17 protein-coding genes are annotated in these 17,128 nt (G+C 62.3%); 11 read left to right on the top strand and 6 right to left on the bottom strand.

Annotation, left to right across the window (positions count from 1 at the left end; translation table 11 throughout):
• From AC07OO_RS15230 to AC07OO_RS15215, 4 genes are read right to left on the bottom strand one after another with little or no spacing between them, the layout of a single operon-like run.
• The gene (locus AC07OO_RS15230) at positions 1 to 633 is read right to left on the bottom strand and encodes a MarC family protein (RefSeq protein WP_495082928.1); all 633 of its coding nucleotides are present in this window, start codon (positions 631 to 633) and stop codon (positions 1 to 3) included.
• 42 nt (positions 634 to 675) lie between these two features.
• A complete protein-coding gene (locus AC07OO_RS15225) occupies positions 676 to 1,422 on the bottom strand; it encodes an SDR family oxidoreductase (RefSeq protein ID WP_495082927.1) in 747 nt (248 codons plus the stop codon).
• A gap of 12 nt (positions 1,423 to 1,434) precedes the next feature.
• A complete protein-coding gene (locus tag AC07OO_RS15220; protein ID WP_495082926.1) occupies positions 1,435 to 2,736 on the bottom strand; it encodes a M20/M25/M40 family metallo-hydrolase in 1,302 nt (433 codons plus the stop codon).
• A 58-nt stretch (positions 2,737 to 2,794) separates the two neighbouring features.
• Positions 2,795 to 3,598, bottom strand: coding sequence for a substrate-binding periplasmic protein (locus AC07OO_RS15215; protein WP_495082925.1), 804 nt, complete (start codon positions 3,596 to 3,598; stop codon positions 2,795 to 2,797).
• Positions 3,599 to 3,730: 132 nt separating this feature from the next.
• On the opposite strand from AC07OO_RS15215, the gene AC07OO_RS15210 reads away from it, so the two are divergent.
• From AC07OO_RS15210 to AC07OO_RS15200, 3 genes are all read left to right on the top strand, one after another.
• Positions 3,731 to 4,420 carry a dienelactone hydrolase family protein gene (locus AC07OO_RS15210; RefSeq protein WP_495082924.1) on the top strand — a complete coding sequence of 230 codons (690 nt, stop codon included), beginning with the start codon at positions 3,731 to 3,733 and terminating at the stop codon, positions 4,418 to 4,420.
• Between the two features lie 94 nt (positions 4,421 to 4,514).
• Positions 4,515 to 5,399 carry an amidohydrolase family protein gene (locus AC07OO_RS15205; protein WP_495083363.1) on the top strand — a complete coding sequence of 295 codons (885 nt, stop codon included), beginning with the start codon at positions 4,515 to 4,517 and terminating at the stop codon, positions 5,397 to 5,399.
• 27 nt (positions 5,400 to 5,426) lie between these two features.
• Positions 5,427 to 6,080, top strand: coding sequence for a glutathione S-transferase family protein (locus AC07OO_RS15200; protein WP_495082923.1), 654 nt, complete (start codon positions 5,427 to 5,429; stop codon positions 6,078 to 6,080).
• 760 nt (positions 6,081 to 6,840) lie between these two features.
• Here AC07OO_RS15200 and AC07OO_RS15195 read toward each other — a convergent pair.
• The gene (locus AC07OO_RS15195) at positions 6,841 to 7,962 is read right to left on the bottom strand and encodes a magnesium transporter CorA family protein (protein ID WP_495082922.1); all 1,122 of its coding nucleotides are present in this window, start codon (positions 7,960 to 7,962) and stop codon (positions 6,841 to 6,843) included.
• A 71-nt stretch (positions 7,963 to 8,033) separates the two neighbouring features.
• Positions 8,034 to 9,050, bottom strand: coding sequence for a porphobilinogen synthase (gene hemB, locus AC07OO_RS15190; protein WP_495082921.1), 1,017 nt, complete (start codon positions 9,048 to 9,050; stop codon positions 8,034 to 8,036).
• Positions 9,051 to 9,628: 578 nt separating this feature from the next.
• Between hemB and AC07OO_RS15185 the strand changes: the two genes are divergently transcribed.
• From AC07OO_RS15185 to fusA, 8 genes are all read left to right on the top strand, one after another.
• Positions 9,629 to 10,057 (top strand): CopD family protein, encoded by a 429-nt coding sequence (locus tag AC07OO_RS15185; RefSeq protein ID WP_495082920.1) that lies wholly within the window; start codon positions 9,629 to 9,631, stop codon positions 10,055 to 10,057.
• 20 nt (positions 10,058 to 10,077) lie between these two features.
• Positions 10,078 to 11,172, top strand: coding sequence for a VanZ family protein (locus tag AC07OO_RS15180; RefSeq protein WP_495082919.1), 1,095 nt, complete (start codon positions 10,078 to 10,080; stop codon positions 11,170 to 11,172).
• Between the two features lie 10 nt (positions 11,173 to 11,182).
• A complete protein-coding gene (locus AC07OO_RS15175; RefSeq protein ID WP_495082918.1) occupies positions 11,183 to 11,533 on the top strand; it encodes a (2Fe-2S) ferredoxin domain-containing protein in 351 nt (116 codons plus the stop codon).
• Between the two features lie 88 nt (positions 11,534 to 11,621).
• Positions 11,622 to 12,278, top strand: a complete 657-nt coding sequence (locus AC07OO_RS15170; RefSeq protein WP_495082917.1) for an alpha/beta hydrolase — start codon at positions 11,622 to 11,624, stop codon at positions 12,276 to 12,278.
• A 139-nt stretch (positions 12,279 to 12,417) separates the two neighbouring features.
• The gene (locus AC07OO_RS15165) at positions 12,418 to 13,611 is read left to right on the top strand and encodes a D-alanyl-D-alanine carboxypeptidase family protein (protein ID WP_495082916.1); all 1,194 of its coding nucleotides are present in this window, start codon (positions 12,418 to 12,420) and stop codon (positions 13,609 to 13,611) included.
• 221 nt (positions 13,612 to 13,832) lie between these two features.
• Positions 13,833 to 14,210 carry a 30S ribosomal protein S12 gene (gene rpsL, locus AC07OO_RS15160; protein ID WP_011466063.1) on the top strand — a complete coding sequence of 126 codons (378 nt, stop codon included), beginning with the start codon at positions 13,833 to 13,835 and terminating at the stop codon, positions 14,208 to 14,210.
• 152 nt (positions 14,211 to 14,362) lie between these two features.
• The gene (gene rpsG, locus AC07OO_RS15155; RefSeq protein WP_495082915.1) at positions 14,363 to 14,836 is read left to right on the top strand and encodes a 30S ribosomal protein S7; all 474 of its coding nucleotides are present in this window, start codon (positions 14,363 to 14,365) and stop codon (positions 14,834 to 14,836) included.
• Between the two features lie 110 nt (positions 14,837 to 14,946).
• Complete coding sequence (gene fusA / locus AC07OO_RS15150; protein ID WP_495082914.1) at positions 14,947 to 17,049, top strand: elongation factor G; 2,103 nt, start codon at positions 14,947 to 14,949, stop codon at positions 17,047 to 17,049.
• Positions 17,050 to 17,128: the final 79 nt, after the last annotated feature.

The raw sequence follows: 17,128 nt of genomic DNA, 5'->3' as shown, positions 1-17,128 counted from the left end.
TCAATGCCCCAGCGCGGGGAACAACTTCACCAGCCCGTCCGACATCACCTCCACCGCCAGCGCCGCCAGAATCAGCCCCATCAACCGGGTCATGACGTTGATGCCGGTCTTGCCCAGCACCCGTGCAATGGGTTGGGCCAGCGCAAAGCACAGTGCGGTAGCCAGTGCAATGACCACGCCATAGCCCACCAGCGTACCCAGTTGCAGGATGGTCTTGGCCTTTTCGGCATAGATCACCACGGTGGACATGCTGGCCGGGCCGGTCAAGAGCGGAATGGTCAGCGGCACCACGGCGATGCTGGCACCGCGGGCGGCCTTCTCGGCACCATCTTCCATTTCATGGGTATTGGTCTTGGCCTCGGCGGGTTGGGCGTTGAGCATGTTCAGTGCCGAGGTCAGCAGCAGCATGCCACCACCCACCTGGAAGCTGGCCAGCGAGATGCCAAAGAAATTCAGAATGTCCAGACCGATCAGCGCGCTGGTGGCAATCACCACAAAGGCGCTGAACGACGAGATGGAGATGGTGCGCCGCCGCTGCTCGCGCGAAAAGCCCTGCGTGTAGTGGATGAAGAACGGCACGATGGCCAGCGGGTTCACAATGGCCAGCAGGGTGATGAGGGGTTTGAAATCCATGGGCCTGCGCTCCTGTCGTAATTGTTGTTGATCGGTGTTGTCTCAGCGCCCGCCGCTGACGTCGAGCAGCGCGCCGGTGCTGTAGCTGGACGCATCGCCCATCAGCCATACGATGGCCTGGGCTACCTCTTGCGCGCTGCCGGGGCGCTGCATGGGCACCTGAGGTGCCAGTTGCCGTGCCCGGTCGGGCTGGCCACCGCTGGCGTGGATGTCGGTTTCTATGATGCCGGGGCGCACGGCGTTGACCCGTATGCCCTCTTGCGCCACTTCCTTGGCCAAGCCCAGCGTGAAGGTGTCGATGGCGCCCTTGCTGGCGGCATAGTCCACATACTGGCCGGAGCCACCCAGGCGCGCCGCCGCGCTGGACACGTTGACGATGCTGCCGCCCGTGCCGCCGTAACGCGTGCTCATGCGTTTGACGGCCTCGCGTGCGCAGACAAAGGCGCCGATCACATTGGTGGCAAACATGCGCTGCAGCCGTGCCACATCCATACCATCCACGCGGCTGGTCACGTCCACCACACCAGCGTTGTTGACCAGGCAGGACAGTGGCCCCAGCTTGGCGTCCACCTTGTCGAACATGGCCAGCACCTGGGACTCGACCGCGACGTCGGCCTGCACCGTGATGGCGGTGCCGCCACCGGCACGGATCTGGCGCACCACCTCATCGGCGGCCAGTGAGTTGCTGCTGTAGTTGACCGCCACGGCATAGCCTTGCTGCGCGGCCAATAGCGCCGTGGCCGCGCCTATGCCGCGCGAGCCGCCGGTGATCAGGGCTATGGGTTGCATGGCCAATACGCCTTACAGGCCCTTGCCCCGTGCCACGTCCATGATCAGACGCGCGGCGAGGTAGAGGCGGGGCTCAATGGAGTCCACCAGCACATATTCGTTGCTGGCGGAGTGGGCACCAAAGCCCATGAGTCCGAAGCGCTCGATGACCGGGGCCTTGGTCTGCAGGGCGGCGAAGGCGGCATCGGTGCCACCGCCTTCGGGCTGGTCGTCCACCACCAACGTGCGTCCCAGCTCGGCATAGACAGACCGTGCGTGCTGGGCCAGTTTGCGGCTCGCATCGGTGGCCTCCAGCGGGGGGCGGCGGCGTTCAAAGTTGACGGTCACTTTCGCGTCGGGCAGCAGCTGCTTGGTCACGCGAGACCGCACGGCCGCTTCAATGCCGTCGTAGTCAGCCACACGCACCACGCGCACATCGGCAGCAGCCGTTGCATGGGCCGGTATCACGTTGCGGTTGGTGCCGGCCTGCGCCACGGTCCAGTTGAGCTTGGTGCCGGTGGCGGGGTTGGACAAATCCTTCATCTGCAGAATCTGGAAGGCCAGCTCGTACAGCGCATTGATGCCGCGCTCGGGCGCCCCGCCCGCGTGGGAGGCGCGGCCCTCCACCTTCAGGTCAACCGCCGCAATGCCACTGGTGGCCAGCGCCAGCTTGTCGCTATCGCTGCGGGATGCTTCGAACGACATCACCACGTCGTGCTCGGCGCCCGCCTGCGTCAGCGTGGCGCGCGAGCCGGGTGAGCTGATTTCCTCGTCGCTGTTGACCAGCACGGTCAGCGTGCCGTAGTCGTTGAAGTTGAGCTGCTGGAGCAGGGCCACCGTATGGATGACCATGGCAACGCCTTGCTTGTCATCGGAAATACCCAGGCCGTAGGCGCGGTTGCCGTCGACATGGAAGGCCTGCTTCTCCAGCATGCCCTTGGTGTAGACGGTGTCCATATGGGCAATCAGCAAAATGCGCTTGCTGCCCTTGCCCTTGAAGCTGGCCTTCACCATGCGGCCGATCTTGTCAGGCGTGTCAAACATGCGGTAGGTGCTGCCCTCGTTGGGCTCCACAAACTCCACCTGGCCGCCCAGGGCCTTGAGCCGGGTGGCCAGCAGGGCCGTTGCCTTGTCTATGCCTTCCAGATCGCGGCTGCCGGTTTCGATGGACACAAAGTCCTTCAGCGTATCGAGCAGCGGCTGCTTTTGTTGCGTGGCGGCACCCCATACGGTGGCGTCGGGCTGTGCGGTTTGGGCGAAGGCCGAAGGCACTACCAGGCTGAGGGCCATGGCGGCGCAGATGAGCGGGCGTCGCCCGGTATGCAAATTACCCATTCACGGTCTCCTGAGTCTTTCTTGTTGAAATGTTCATCGTGGGCTGGGGCGCTGTGCACTACAGCGGGCGTATGCTGCCCTTGAGGATGGCCGGGCTGTAATAGCGCTGGAAACCCTTCCACACCTCGCCCGAGCGGGCGGCGCGCTCCAGGGCATCCTGCAAAGCGGCCCGGTCTTGCGGGTTGAGGGCGGCGTTGGAGATATAGACGCCGCTATCGCCCCAGGGCAGTTCGTCCACCGGCTCTACGCGCAGCTTGTCCAGCAGGTCGCGCACCCGCTCGTCGCCTTGCGCGGCGCCGGCCAGTATCGTGGAGGCCATGATGGTCAGGTCGGCGGTGCCTGCCTTCAGTAAGCGGGCTACGGACAGGGCATCCACCTCCAGGATGACACGGCCTTGTTTGGTCAGTGACGCGGCCAGCTCCTGGTAGGCCGGGCCGTAGTCAAAGCCGCGCACCAGTGCCACCTTGAGCTTGGAGTTGTCTTGCAGCTCGCGCAGCGTTTTGATGGTGGGTCGGTTGGGTTGGATCGACATCAGCACGGCCCGGGCGTGAACCAGGGCTACAAAGGTGCCCAACGCGTCGCGCTTGGGGGTCTTGCTGGCGGGTATCAGCAGGTCGGCGCGGCCGGTTTCATACAGCACCTCCAGCCGGGCGCGGGGCACGTGGCTGAAGGCAAAGGTGCAGCCCTCTTTGTCGGACAGGCCGCGCAGCAGCTCGGGGTAGATGCCGCTGATGGTGTCGCCCTCGATCAGCACGCTTTGGCCAATGGGCGCCACCGGTACCTGGATCACCCGCGAGCAGCCAGCGTGGGCCGCCGTCGCACCAAGCGCAGCCAGGCCCAGGCTCACCAGCCATGTGCGCACATGAGAGCGTGACCACCGATGCATAGAGTCAAAGCTTCGCTTGGTTGGATGGGCCGCAGAGCCCGGGGTTGCAAGCAGTTTATCCGCGAAACACCATAATCGCTGCTACTGTTTGATGAGTACTGGAGCGCTATGACATCCACCGTGCAACTGACCGCCACCGACGGCTTCCACCTGCCCGCCTATGTGGCGCGACCCGCCGGCAAGCCCAAGGGCGCTGTTGTCGTGCTGCAGGAGATCTTTGGCGTCAACGCCCATATCCGCAGCGTGGCCGACGGCTATGCCGCGCAAGGCTATGTGGCCATCGCGCCCGCCACCTTCCACCGTCTGCAGGCCGATGTGCAGTTGGGCTACACGCCCGATGACGTGTCGGCCGGCGTGGCGCTCAAGGCCACCGCCGAGGCCCTGCCGCCACCCGGCGTGCTGCAGGATGTGGCCGCCGCTGTGGCCTATGGCGCGCAGTTTGGCAAGGTGGGTGTGGTCGGCTACTGCTGGGGCGGACTCCTGACCTGGCGCGCCGCCTGCGCGCTGGACGGCATCGCCGCCGCTGTGCCCTACTATGGCGGCGGCATGACCAAGGAGCCCGAAGCGGCGCGCCAACCCCGTTGCCCGGTGATGGTCCACTTTGGCGACAACGACCACTCCATCCCGCTGGACGGGGCGCTGGCCTTCCAGCAGGCCCATGCGGCCGATGGTGTGCAGGTCCACATCTACGCCGCCCAGCACGGCTTCAACTGCGACCAGCGCGGCGCCTACAACCCCGCCGCTGCAGACCTGGCCCACCAGCGCACGCAGGCTTTCTTTGCCGAGCATCTGGGTTGACGTCAAAATACCTAAATTGGGGTGGTTTATGGTCGCACACCCAAATTATTTGAAAAATCGGGCTCTAGCCCTCGTCAAATGGGCTTATGCTACTCTGTTTTTGATAGCGGGTGTATGGACGACGGCCCAGGCGACGGACTACACCGGCCCGCTGCTGGACGCCCACCTGCACTACAACGTGGAAGCCTGGGACGGCCACGCCGGCCCCCACCCGCCAGCCGACGTGCTGGCGCGCATGCAGCGCAATGGCGTGCGCGCCATCGTCGCCAACTCCCGCCCCAACGATGGCACCGTGCTGCTGGCCGGCAGCCCGCTGGCGCGCCAGGCGGGTGTGGCGGTCGTGCCCTTTATCCGCCTGTACCGCAACCGCGCAGACTACGAGACCTGGTTCAAAGACGAGACCATCTACACCATGGTGCAGGCCGAGTTGGCAAAGGGCACGCCTGGCGGACCGTTCAAAGGCATTGGCGAATTCCACTTGTACGACAGCGCCAATGCCAATGGCCCCGTCGCCCAAAAGCTGATGGCCTTTGCGGAAACCAAGGGCCTGGCCGTGCTGGCCCATGTGGACGATGCGGCCATAGCCCTGTTGATGGCCCACACGCCGTCCAAGGGCCAGAAGCTCAAGTTCATCTGGGCCCATACCGGCATAGGCGGCGCGCCCATAGAGCGGGTCGATGCACTGATGGCCCAATACCCGCTGCTGATGGGTGAGCTGTCCTACCGCCCCGGCCTGACCTGTGCCGCCGAGTCCAATGGCCCCGAGCGCCTGTGCCCAGAATGGCGCGCGCTGTTGCTCAAGTACCCCACGCGCTTTGTGATCGGCTCCGACACCTGGATCAACCCGCGCTGGCAGGCGTACGACGGCACCATGCAGGGCTACCGCGCCTGGCTGGGCGACCTGCCGCCCGACGTGGCGCGCAACATTGCGTGGAACAATGGTGCGCGCCTGTTTGACATCCCCACCCCTTCCAACTGATCAACTGACCGACCGACCCTCACCACCATGATCCGACTGCACTACGCCCCCGCCACCGCCAGCATGATCCCGCACCTGTTGCTGGAAGAACTGGGCACACCCTTTGAATTGGTCTTGGTCGACAACACCATAGGCGCCCACCGCCAGCCCGCCTACACCGCACTCAACCCCAATGGCCTGCTGCCCACGCTGACCGACGACAAGGGGCTGGTGCTGTACGAGACCGCCGCCATCTGCCTGCACCTGTGCGACACCCACCCCCAGGCCGGCCTGGCACCGGCCGTAGGCACCGTGCAGCGCGCCCACTTCTACAAATGGCTGATGTGGCTGACCAACACGTTGCAAAGCGCGCTGATCGTCTACTTCTACCCCCACCGCTGGGCCAACGAGGGCAATGAAGCGGGTGTGGCGGAGATCAAGGACCACGCCCAAAGCAAGATCGATGGCCTGCTGGACCAATTGGACGCCGAGCTGGCTCGCAACGGCGGGCCGTGGTTCATGGGCGAGGCCTTCAGTGCGCTGGACCCCTATGTGTTCACCCTCTGCCGCTGGACCCGCAACTTCAACGGCCGCAAGGCGCGGGATCTGCCGCATCTGGGGCCGTATCTGCAACGGGTGCTGGAACGGCCGGCGAGTCAGAGGGTGATGGCTACGGAGAAGTTGAGTGCACCGTTTTATTGAAACGCTGCGACGTGTGTCAGAGGATGGACTGCTTTTTCAATTACTCCGGAATCCGCAGTTATTAAGAAAGTAGTCGTCCATCACCCGACGACGCTTTGCACTTACATCCAGACATCCGAGGGAAGTTCTCGGCGCAGTTCGTCACATCTGCGATCTACTTCTTTCATCAACTTGATGATGATGCGCTGCATGTCTCTCAACTCGTTGCGCAAAAAAGGCGCGCGCGCTACGCGGAAGATTGCGCCGTGTCCGTCCCTATAAAGCTTCAAGTAGATTTCCGACCGGTCCGCATCCGAATGCGCAACCTCCCGATTCCGCACATTTATTAGGTGGTTGTGAGCCGCTCGCTGCCTCGCTGTAAGAACCCTAAGAAGCGACCCTGGTACTGAACGCTCAGCAAACGTTGATTCGCCGCGAGTACTTACGAATGGTCTGGCGTACGTCACTACCAGAGCGGTCGTGAGGGCCATAAGCAATGCGCTTGGCGGGTCCTGACGAGGTATGGGCAAGCGAGCACGCAGCAGTTCTTCGACGGTCGCGTTGGCCTCGTCAAGGTCGTTGTACGAAAGGTAGAGTCTACGGTACAGCCTGAGTGCAGGCTGTAATTCAGGAGATACCGCGACGCGATCCAATTCGTCCGATGCTTCAGCGTTGGTCATTCGGGTAAGCCAAACTTCAAACTTTCAGAAAACTTCCTTCTCCTTCTATTGGGAGACATGCCGGCCCTGAGTTCTGCGACCACAGCTCATTCACAGGCCGTTTACCGCCCCGTTCTTGCCAAATACCGCTTGCGGTAAAAGAACACCACCAGCACCACCGCAATCACCACCATCGTCCCCATGGCCCACAGCACGCCGGTCTGGTTGTGGATCAGGGGCAGGGCGTCGAAATTCATGCCGAAGAAGCCCGTAATGAGGTTCAGCGGCAGGAAGACGGCAGTCAGCACGGTCAGGGTGCGCATGATGTCGTTGGTGCGGCTGCCTTGCACGCTGAAGTGCATCTGCACGGCCGTCTCGACGCTTTGCTCCAGGCGGCGCACGTGGTGCACGACACGCTCGATGTGCTCCAGCACGTCGCGGCTGCGCACCTGCAGCAGGTCGCGCTCGCGCTGGCCGGCGGGGGTGTCGGCCTCGGGCCAGGTTTTGACGGCCTCGATCCAATCTTGCAGGGCGGCGCGCTGGTCTTCGCACACCTCGTCCAGGTAGTGCAGCGTCAGGCGGGCGTCCAGGAGCGCGCTCCAGTTGGTGAAGCGGTTGCGGGGGTTTAGCAGATCGTTCTGCCAGTGGTCCAACTGGTGTGTCAGTTCGCGGCGCAGTTCCAGGAAACCGTCGACCATCTGGTTGATGACGCGCAGCATCAAGTCGGCTGGGCTGGTCGGCAGCCGGGCGCCGGCCGCGCGGGATTCGCTGCTGGCGGCCTGCAGCAGCTTGCTGGCATAGGCGTCGCGCACTGCGCAGTCGGTGGGGTGCACGGTCAGCAGCACACGGTCGAAAACCGCAAAGCCAACGGGGCTGGTGTCGATGCGTTTCAGGATGGGCGGGCCACTGCGGGCAGGTTCGTGGCCCAGGGGCTGGCCGGGGTGGGCCAGGTCGGTAGAGCTGTTGCCCGCGGCCAACCGGCGGAACACCAGCACGTCGTACTGCGAGGTGTAGTCGTAGTGCGAGGGCAGGTGGTTGTTGATCAGGTCGGAGATGTGCAGGTCCACCAGTTGCTGGCCGCATAGGGCCTGCAGCATGGCCTGGATGGGGCCTTGCGTCACTTCGAACTCGCGCCGCGCGCAGGCCACCCACACAAAGCCCTGGGCCGGAAGGCCCGCCGCTGTCAGCGCCGCCAGGTCCTGGCTCTCAGTGATGCTGGTGTTCTGGATGTGGAAGATGCGCATGGGCGAGGCGTTCCGGGCTGGGGTGCTTAAGTAAAATTGGGCGCTAGCCCTCGTGAAATATGCCTATAACGCTACCGTTTATGTAGCAACCGGGCAGCATCCAGCGCAAAGTAGGTCAGCACGCCATCGGCACCGGCGCGCTTGAAGGCCAATAGACTTTCCATCATCACGGCCTCGCCGTCCAGCCAGCCGTTGGCCGCTGCGGCCTTGAGCATGGCGTATTCGCCGCTGACCTGGTAGGCGAAGGTGGGCACGCGAAATTCGTCCTTGACGCGGCGGACCACGTCCAGATACGGCATGCCGGGTTTGACCATGACCATGTCGGCGCCTTCGGCAATGTCCAGCGCCACTTCGCGCAAGGCCTCGTCGCTGTTGCCGGGGTCCATCTGGTAGCTCTTTTTGTTGCTTTTGCCCAGGTTGCTGGCCGAGCCCAGCGCGTCGCGGAAGGGGCCGTAGAAGGCGCTGGCGTATTTGGCGCTATAGGCCATGATGCGGGTGTGGATGTGGCCCTCGGCCTCCAGCGCGGCGCGGATGGCGCCAATGCGGCCGTCCATCATGTCGCTGGGGGCAACGATGTCGGTGCCGGCGCGGGCCTGGGTCAGCGCCTGCTGCACCAGTTGGGCGATGGTGGTCTCGTTGACGATGTAGCCGTTTTCCTCGGGCCGGGTGTCGGGGATGCCGTCTTGGCCGTGCGTGGTGAAGGGGTCCAGCGCCACGTCGGTCATCAGGCCGAGGTCGGGGAATTCTTTTTTGAGCGCCTGGACGACGCGGGGGATCAAACCTGTGGGGTTCAGGGCTTCGCCGCCGTCATAGGTTTTCAGCGACTGGTCCACGACCGGGAACAAGGCCATCACCGGGATGCCGAGCTTGACGCATTCCTCGGCCACCGGCAACAGCAGGTCCAGGCTCAGGCGCTCCACGCCGGGCATGGAGGCGATGGGCACGCGCTGCTGTTTGCCATCGACCACGAACACGGGGTAGATCAGGTCGTGGGGGGTGAGGGTGTTTTCACGCACCAGGTTGCGGGTGAAGGCATCGCGGCGCAGGCGGCGCGGGCGGCCGTTGGGGTAGGGGGCAAAGGCGGTCATGGGGAAAATTGTGCCCGATTCTGAAAGGCCTTCCGTAAGACTGGTGTCAGGCTGACGGCGGGGCGTGAACTTCTCCACACCTGGCGTGTGAATTATTCGTAAAGCTGCTTGCAAAGCCGGCCCAACTTTGTTAAATTTGGCCCCGGGTAGCTTGCTACCTCCCGCTTTTCCTCCCTGAGCGGGGCCTTGATGTGTGACAGCTAATAGGCTTACCACCCCAGCCCATGTGCTGGGGTTTTTTTTGCCCGTCGCTTTTTGTTGAGGCGTTCTGTGCGTGGCTCGTTGGTGGGGGCTGGCTCGGGTGGGGTGCGTGTTTTGCTCCGTGTCCTCCGCCCTGCGGGCTCCCCCTTTACCTACGCAAAACACGCACCCCACCCGCGCCCGGCATCGTGTCACTCGGTATTCCGAATGCAAGCCACCCGAGCACAAGGGGCAGGGTGAGCGCCAGAGCGAAGTAAAGGGGGAGCGGAAGGCGTAGCCTTCTGCGGAGGACATGAGCGGCGGCGCTCTCCCTGACTCTTGTGCGGGCACCTGCCGAACATGCTGCCTGGCTGACCCCTAGCGACTACACTGCCGCCATGCTCTGGATCAAAGCTCTCCACATCGTGTTCGTGGCCAGTTGGTTTGCTGGTCTCTTTTATCTCCCCCGCATTTTTGTGAACCTGGCCATGGTGCCGGTTGACTCGCCAGCCGAGCGCGCGCGTCTGCTGCTGATGGCGCGCAAGCTGCTGCGCTTCACCACCATACTGGCCGTGCCCGCACTGGTCTTTGGCGCGTGGATGTGGCTGGGCTATGGCATAGGCCGCGGACCGGGCAATGGCTGGATGCACGCCAAGCTGGGCGTGGTCGTGCTGGTTATTGGCTACCACCATGCCTGTGCCAGCCTGCTCAAGAAATTCGAGGCCAACACCATGCGGCGCAGCCATGTGTGGTTCCGCTGGTTCAACGAGGTGCCAGTGCTGCTGCTGCTGGCGGCGGTCATCCTGGTCGTGGTGAAACCTTTCTAGGCTGCGGGACTCAGACCTGCATGCACAAATCGGCGGCCTGGCCCCTGGCCCTGGTCTACATAGGCCTGGTGGTGTATGCCAGCCTCTACCCTTTTGCCGATTGGCGTGACCAGGGTATTGCGCCCTGGGTCTTTCTGGCCGCGCCGCTGCCCAAATACTGGACCGGGTTTGACGTCGCCATCAACATGCTGGGCTATGCGCCGCTGGGTGGCTTGCTGGCGCTGAGCGCCGTGCGCACCGGGCGCGCCAAGCACACCGTATTGATGCCGATTCTGGCTGCGTCGCTGCTGGCTTTGAGCATGGAAACCTTGCAAAGTTACCTGCCGGCCCGCGTGCCCTCGCGTGAGGACTGGTTGCTGGACACCTTTGGCGCGGCCGTGGGCGCCAGCAGCACGGTGCTCTTGGTCAAGTGGGGCCTCATAGAGCGCTGGAGCCTGATCCGCAACCGCTGGTTTGGCCCCGAGTCGCGCGGCGGCATCGTGCTGCTGGCGCTGTGGCCACTGGCCTTGCTGTTTCCTCCGGCTGTGCCCTTTGGCTTGGGTCAGGTCTTGGAGCGGGTGGAAGAAGCCCTGGGCGCGCAGTTGGTGGATACCCCGTTTCTGGACTGGCTGCCTGTGCGCGAGACCGAGCTGCAACCCCTGGTGCCAGGCGCCGAGATGGTGTGTGTGACGCTAGGCTTGCTGATTCCTTGCCTGCTGGCCTTTTGCGTCATCCGCAACCGGTTTCGCCGAGCCGGTTTTGCGGTGATGACGGTGGCTGCGGGTGTGGCGGTGACGGCGCTATCGGCGGCCTTGAGTTGGGGGCCATCCCACGCCTGGGCCTGGCTGAGCCTGCCGGTGCAGGCCGGCATGGGGCTGGCGGGCATCATGGCCCTGATGCTCGCCCTGGTGCCATGGCGAGCCAGCGCAGCCCTGCTGCTGCTGAGCCTGGGCATTTATCTGAGCCTGCTGAACCAGGCACCCGAGAGCGCCTATTTTGCGCAGACGCTGCACGACTGGGAGCAGGGGCGCTTCATCCGTTTCCATGGCCTAGCCCAGTGGCTGGGCTGGCTGTGGCCCTACGCCACGCTGCTGTATGTGCTGTCGCTGATCTGGCGGCGCGACCCGAAAAACTAGAATTAAGCCTATGACCGAACCCACCGCCCCCGCCAAGCCCTATTACGCCCACCACATCTTCTTCTGCCTCAACGAGCGCACCAATGGGGAAGCCAGTTGCTCCCAGCACAATGCGCAAGCCGGGTTTGACCGCTGCAAGCAGCAGGTCAAGGCTGCCGGGCTGGCTGGAGCTGGCAAAGTCCGTGTCAACAAGGCCGGCTGCCTGGACCGCTGTGCTGGCGGCCCGGTGGCTGTGGTGTATCCCGAGGGCGTGTGGTACTCGTATGTGGATGAGCACGACATCGACGAGATCGTCGAATCCCATCTGAAGAATGGCAAGGTCGTGGAGCGCCTGGTGACGCCGGCCCACCTGGGGCGCTGAGGCGGTTTCAACCAAGGCGGCATATACAAAATAGCACGCAAGCCCCCGTAAAACAAGCGCATAACGCTACCAAAACAATAGCATTCTTGTGAACTCCCAAACACGCCGCTTTGTCATCCAGGGCCCCGTTGGCGCCATTGAGGCCTTGGAAGACCTGCCCACCCTGGCCGAGGGCGCGGTGAGCCGCGGGGTGGCCGTCGTCGCCCACCCGCACCCGCTGTTCGGCGGCACCATGGACAACAAGGTCGTGCAGACCCTGGCTCGCGCCTTGGTGCAGTGTGGTTGGCGCACGTTGCGCTTCAATTTCCGCGGTGTCGGTGCCACAGAGGGTGTGTACGACGAGGGCCGGGGCGAGTTGCAAGACCTGTTGGCCGTCATCGCCCATGGCCTGGAGGGTGCCTCGGACCAACCGCTGGCGCTGGCCGGGTTTTCGTTTGGTTCCTTTGTCACCAGCCATGCCGTGCAAGCCCTGGGCCTGGAGCGCGCGCCCCAGCAATTGGTGCTGGTGGGCACTGCGGCCAGCCGTTTCACGGTGGCGCCCATCGCGTCTGAGTTGCATGGCCGCACCTTGGTGGTGCATGGCGAGCAAGACGACACGGTGCCCCTGGCCGACGTCATGAACTGGGCCCGCCCGCAATCCCTGCCCGTGACCGTGGTTCCGGGGGGCGGTCACTTCTTTCATGGACAATTGCCGCTGTTGCGCGGTCTGGTGGTGCGGCATTTGCTGTCCCCGGCTGCTGCATAGAACTTCTGCCCATCCTTCTATCTCTCTTTATATAGCTGCATCGTTGCGGGTTCGCCCGCTCCCTGGCCCCCTTTCTTAATCCATCCCGCTTTTCCTTTCCAAGCCGCCGGCCCTGTTCGGGCCGCGTCCACCGATACCCATGCGCCCCATCCAATCCCTCTTCGCCGCCCTTGTGGCCTTTCTTTGTCTGTCTGCCGCGGCCCAGACGCCGCAGCCGCCCGAGGTAGCCGCCCGGGCCTACCTGCTGCTGGACGTGACGGCCAACCAGATCCTGGCGTCCAAGGACATCGACATGCCGGTAGAGCCCGCGTCGCTGACCAAGCTGATGTCGGCTTACCTCGTGTTTGACGCGCTGCGCAACAAGAAGCTGGATTTGCGCCAGACGCTGCCCGTCAGCGAGCGTGCCTGGAAGATGCCCGGCTCGCGCATGTTCATCGACCCCAAGATGCAGGTGCCGGTGGAAGACCTGCTCAAGGGCCTGATCGTGCAGTCCGGTAACGACGCCACGATGGCGCTAGCAGAAGGCGTGGGCGGTACGGCCGAACACTTCGTGCAGATGATGAACGACCAGGCCCGCGTGCTGGGCATGAAGAACACCACCTACAAGAACCCAGAGGGCCTGACCGAGGCTGGACATATCACGACGGCGCGCGACCTGAGCATCCTGGCAACCCGCTTGATGGCCGATTTCCCGGATTACGTGGGTTTCTACGCCATTAAGAAATACCGCTACCCCGGCACCCCGGCCGCCAATGACACCAACCGCAACCTGTTGCTGTTCCGCGACCCCACGGTGGACGGCCTGAAAACCGGCTTCACCGATGCCGCCGGTTACTGCATGGTGGCGACTGCCCGCCGCGACTTCACCAACCTGGCCAACCCGAGCGCGCCCGCCGGCACACCCGGCACCGCCGGAAGCCGCCGTCTGCTGTCTATCGTGCTGGGAACGGCCAGCGAAAACGCCCGCGCCAACGAATCGCAAAAGTTGCTGAACTGGGGTTACACCGCGTATGAAGCGGTCAAATTGTTCGAAGCAGATCAAGCGGTAGTGAGCGCTAACCTTTGGAAGGGTGCCCAACCTACCGTCAAACTGGGTCGTTCGCAAGCCATCGTAGTCGCTGTCCCCATGGGCAGCGGAGCCAAGCTGAAGACCCAGGTCGTGCGCACTGACCCCCTGATCGCCCCAGTCACCAAAGGCCAGCAAGTTGGCGTCGTCAAGGTGCTGGCCGGCGAACAAACGGTGGCCGAAGTGCCCTTGCTGGCGCTGGAATCGGTGGAGCAATCCGGCATTTTTGGCCGTGCCTGGGACTCCATCCGCCTCTGGATTCGCTAGCAAAACAGCGACCTTTCGTCGGCGAGAAGGTCAATTCGGCGCAGGGCCGCCCCAAGCCGAATTAGCCCCCTTGGGGGGCAGCGACCCGCATAGCGGCGGAGCGTGGGGGTCAAATGCCCCTTGCAGGGAAACCCCTAACCTGATACATTAGAAGGCTTTTCGGAAATTCCGAAGGGATTCACGTTTTCAATTAGTTTCAAACGTTTAGGGACGTTTTTTAAATGCCAACCATTAACCAACTCGTGCGTCAAGGCCGTGAGGTCGAGACCATCAAGTCGAAGAGCCCTGCTATGCAGAACTCTCCGCAGCGTCGCGGTGTGTGCACCCGTGTGTACACCACAACGCCTAAAAAGCCTAATTCCGCTCTGCGTAAAGTTGCCAAAGTGCGCTTGACCAACGGTTTTGAGGTGATCTCCTACATCGGCGGTGAAGGCCACAACCTGCAGGAACACAGCGTGGTGCTGGTTCGCGGCGGTCGTGTCAAGGATTTGCCCGGTGTGCGTTACCACATCGTCCGCGGTTCGCTCGATTTGCAAGGCGTGAAAGACCGCAAGCAGTCACGCTCCAAGTACGGTGCCAAGAAGCCAAAGGCTAAATAAGCCCTGTTTTCTGCAAATTAAAAGGTGTTTGTTTGCCGCGTGGCGCGGTGGATGAACGAAGTGACCCGCTGTTTGGGTCGAGTAAGTGAGAGTCTTATTGAATAACTCTCGCGGTGTCTGCAAAGGCGCCAACTGAAGCAAAGAGGTGAAAAATGCCACGTCGTCGCGAAGTCCCTAAACGTGAAATTCTGCCGGATCCCAAGTTCGGCAATGTAGAGCTGTCCAAATTCATGAACGTGATCATGGAAGGCGGCAAGAAGGCGATCGCTGAGCGCATCATTTATGGCGCGCTGGAACTGATCGAAAAGAAGCACCCCGATAAAGACCCGCTCGAGGCTTTCACGGTTGCCATCAACAATGTGAAACCCATGGTGGAAGTGAAATCCCGCCGCGTGGGTGGTGCCAACTACCAGGTGCCTGTTGAAGTGCGCCCTGTCCGCCGCCTGGCTTTGTCCATGCGCTGGATCAAGGAAGCTGCTCGCAAGCGCGGTGAAAAGTCCATGGCCCAACGCCTGGCCAACGAGCTGCTGGAGGCCACCGAAGGCCGCGGCGGCGCCATGAAAAAGCGTGACGAAGTTCACCGCATGGCTGAAGCCAACAAGGCTTTCTCGCACTTCCGCTTCTAAAAACCGGAATCGGCGCCAGGCCCGCAAAGCCTGCGCCCGCCAGGCTGCAGTGCCCCTTTGGGGTCTGCAGCCTGTCCTACTGATTACATCGAATAACCCAAGGATCCATCATGGCCCGCACTACCCCCATTGAGCGCTACCGCAACATCGGTATCTCGGCTCACATCGACGCTGGTAAAACCACAACCACCGAGCGTATTCTTTTTTACACCGGCGTGAACCACAAGATTGGTGAAGTGCACGATGGCGCGGCTACCATGGACTGGATGGAGCAAGAGCAAGAGCGTGGTATCACGATCACCTCTGCTGCAACAACCTGCTTCTGGAAGGGTATGGACACCTCCTTCCCCGAGCACCGCATCAACATCATTGACACCCCCGGACACGTGGACTTCACGATTGAAGTGGAGCGTTCCATGCGCGTGCTGGACGGCGCTTGCATGGTTTACTGCGCCGTGGGCGGCGTGCAGCCCCAGTCTGAAACCGTGTGGCGTCAGGCTAACAAGTACAAGGTGCCCCGTCTGGCATTTGTGAACAAGATGGACCGTACCGGTGCCAACTTCTTCAAGGTCGTGGACCAGATGAAGCTGCGCCTGAAGGCCAACCCCGTGCCCATCGTGATCCCCATCGGCGCTGAAGAAAACTTCACCGGCGTGGTCGATCTGCGCAAGATGAAGGCCATCATCTGGGACGAAGCCTCCCAAGGCATGAAGTTCACCTTTGGTGACATTCCCGCTGACCTGGTGGAAACCGCCAAAGAGTGGCGCGAAAAGATGGTGGAAGCCGCTGCTGAAGCCTCTGAAGAGTTGATGAACAAGTACCTGGAAGAAGGTGACTTGACCGAAGAAGAAATCACTTCCGGTCTGCGTAGTCGTACCATTGCTGGCGAAATCCAGCCCATGCTGTGCGGTACTGCATTCAAGAACAAGGGCGTGCAGCGCATGCTGGACGCCGTGATTGAACTGATGCCCTCTCCTCTGGACGTGAAGGCCATCAAGGGCTTTGACGAAGACGAAAAGGAAATCACCCGCAAGGCCGACGACAACGAAAAGTTTGCTGCCTTGGCATTCAAGTTGATGACCGATCCGTTCGTGGGTCAGCTGACGTTCGTGCGCGTGTACGCCGGCGTGCTGAAGAAGGGCGACACTGTTTACAACGCGGTCCGTGGCAAGAAAGAGCGTATCGGCCGTATCGTGCAGATGCACGCCAACAACCGTGAAGAAGTCGACGAAATCCGCGCCGGCGACATCGCTGCTTGTGTGGGTCTGAAGGACGTGACCACCGGTGAAACCCTGTGCGATCCCAATGCCGTGATCACCTTGGAGCGCATGGTGTTCCCTGACTCCGTGATCCGCCAGGCTGTGGAACCCAAGTCCAAGGCCGACCAGGAAAAGATGGGTCTGGCTTTGTCGCGTCTGGCAGCAGAAGATCCATCCTTCCGCGTGCAGACCGACGAAGAATCTGGCCAGACCATCATTGGCGGCCAGGGCGAGTTGCACCTGGAAATTATTGTTGACCGCATGAAGCGCGAATTCGGCGTCGAAGCCAACGTGGGCAAGCCCCAGGTTGCCTACCGCGAAACGATCCGCAAGCAAGTCACCGAAGTCGAAGGCAAGTTCGTTCGCCAGTCCGGTGGTAAGGGTCAATACGGTCACGTCGTGTTGACCGTCGAACCCAACGAAGCTGGCAAAGGCTTTGAGTTCGTTGACGCCATCAAGGGCGGTGTGGTTCCTCGCGAATACATCCCCGCAGTTGAGAAGGGTGTGATTGAAGCCCTGAACCAAGGCGTGCTGGCGGGTTACCCCGTGGTGGACGTCAAGGTTACGCTGACTTTCGGTTCGTACCACGACGTGGACTCGAACGAAAACGCGTTCAAGATGGCCGCCATCTTCGGTTTCAAGGAAGGCTGCCGCAAGGCCAACCCTGTGATTCTGGAACCCATGATGGCCGTGGAAGTGGAAACACCCGAAGACTACGCCGGTAACGTGATGGGCGATCTGTCCTCCCGCCGCGGTATGGTCCAAGGTATGGACGACATGCAGGGTGGCGGCAAGGCCATCAAGGCCGAAGTGCCGCTGTCCGAAATGTTCGGCTACTCCACGACTCTGCGCTCCATGTCGCAAGGCCGCGCCACCTACACGATGGAATTCAAGCACTACGCAGAAGCACCGCGTAACGTGTCTGAAGCCATCATGGCAGCACGCGCTAAATAACAAGTTCTTGTCTGCGATCCGGTGCCGCCCTGTTCCCGTGCGGGGCGAATCAGCAATCGGATGCAGACGTAAAACCAAT

It is taken from the genome of Rhodoferax sp. GW821-FHT07G04 (genome assembly GCF_059418585.1).
This window is presented reverse-complemented; position numbering and strand designations above follow the sequence as displayed.

What these genes read in the sequence shown, in the direction of transcription:
- AC07OO_RS15175 (WP_495082918.1), top strand. Translation starts at nt 11,183, where the DNA reads ATGACCGAACCCACCGCCCCCGCCAAGCCCTATTACGCCCACCACATC.
- AC07OO_RS15225 (WP_495082927.1), bottom strand. Translation starts at nt 1,422, where the DNA reads ATGCAACCCATAGCCCTGATCACCGGCGGCTCGCGCGGCATAGGCGCG.
- AC07OO_RS15230 (WP_495082928.1), bottom strand. Translation starts at nt 633, where the DNA reads ATGGATTTCAAACCCCTCATCACCCTGCTGGCCATTGTGAACCCGCTG.
- AC07OO_RS15165 (WP_495082916.1), top strand. Translation starts at nt 12,418, where the DNA reads ATGCGCCCCATCCAATCCCTCTTCGCCGCCCTTGTGGCCTTTCTTTGT.
- AC07OO_RS15195 (WP_495082922.1), bottom strand. Translation starts at nt 7,962, where the DNA reads ATGCGCATCTTCCACATCCAGAACACCAGCATCACTGAGAGCCAGGAC.
- AC07OO_RS15220 (WP_495082926.1), bottom strand. Translation starts at nt 2,736, where the DNA reads ATGGGTAATTTGCATACCGGGCGACGCCCGCTCATCTGCGCCGCCATG.
- rpsG (WP_495082915.1), top strand. Translation starts at nt 14,363, where the DNA reads ATGCCACGTCGTCGCGAAGTCCCTAAACGTGAAATTCTGCCGGATCCC.
- hemB (WP_495082921.1), bottom strand. Translation starts at nt 9,050, where the DNA reads ATGACCGCCTTTGCCCCCTACCCCAACGGCCGCCCGCGCCGCCTGCGC.
- AC07OO_RS15185 (WP_495082920.1), top strand. Translation starts at nt 9,629, where the DNA reads ATGCTCTGGATCAAAGCTCTCCACATCGTGTTCGTGGCCAGTTGGTTT.
- fusA (WP_495082914.1), top strand. Translation starts at nt 14,947, where the DNA reads ATGGCCCGCACTACCCCCATTGAGCGCTACCGCAACATCGGTATCTCG.
- AC07OO_RS15210 (WP_495082924.1), top strand. Translation starts at nt 3,731, where the DNA reads ATGACATCCACCGTGCAACTGACCGCCACCGACGGCTTCCACCTGCCC.
- rpsL (WP_011466063.1), top strand. Translation starts at nt 13,833, where the DNA reads ATGCCAACCATTAACCAACTCGTGCGTCAAGGCCGTGAGGTCGAGACC.
- AC07OO_RS15200 (WP_495082923.1), top strand. Translation starts at nt 5,427, where the DNA reads ATGATCCGACTGCACTACGCCCCCGCCACCGCCAGCATGATCCCGCAC.
- AC07OO_RS15180 (WP_495082919.1), top strand. Translation starts at nt 10,078, where the DNA reads ATGCACAAATCGGCGGCCTGGCCCCTGGCCCTGGTCTACATAGGCCTG.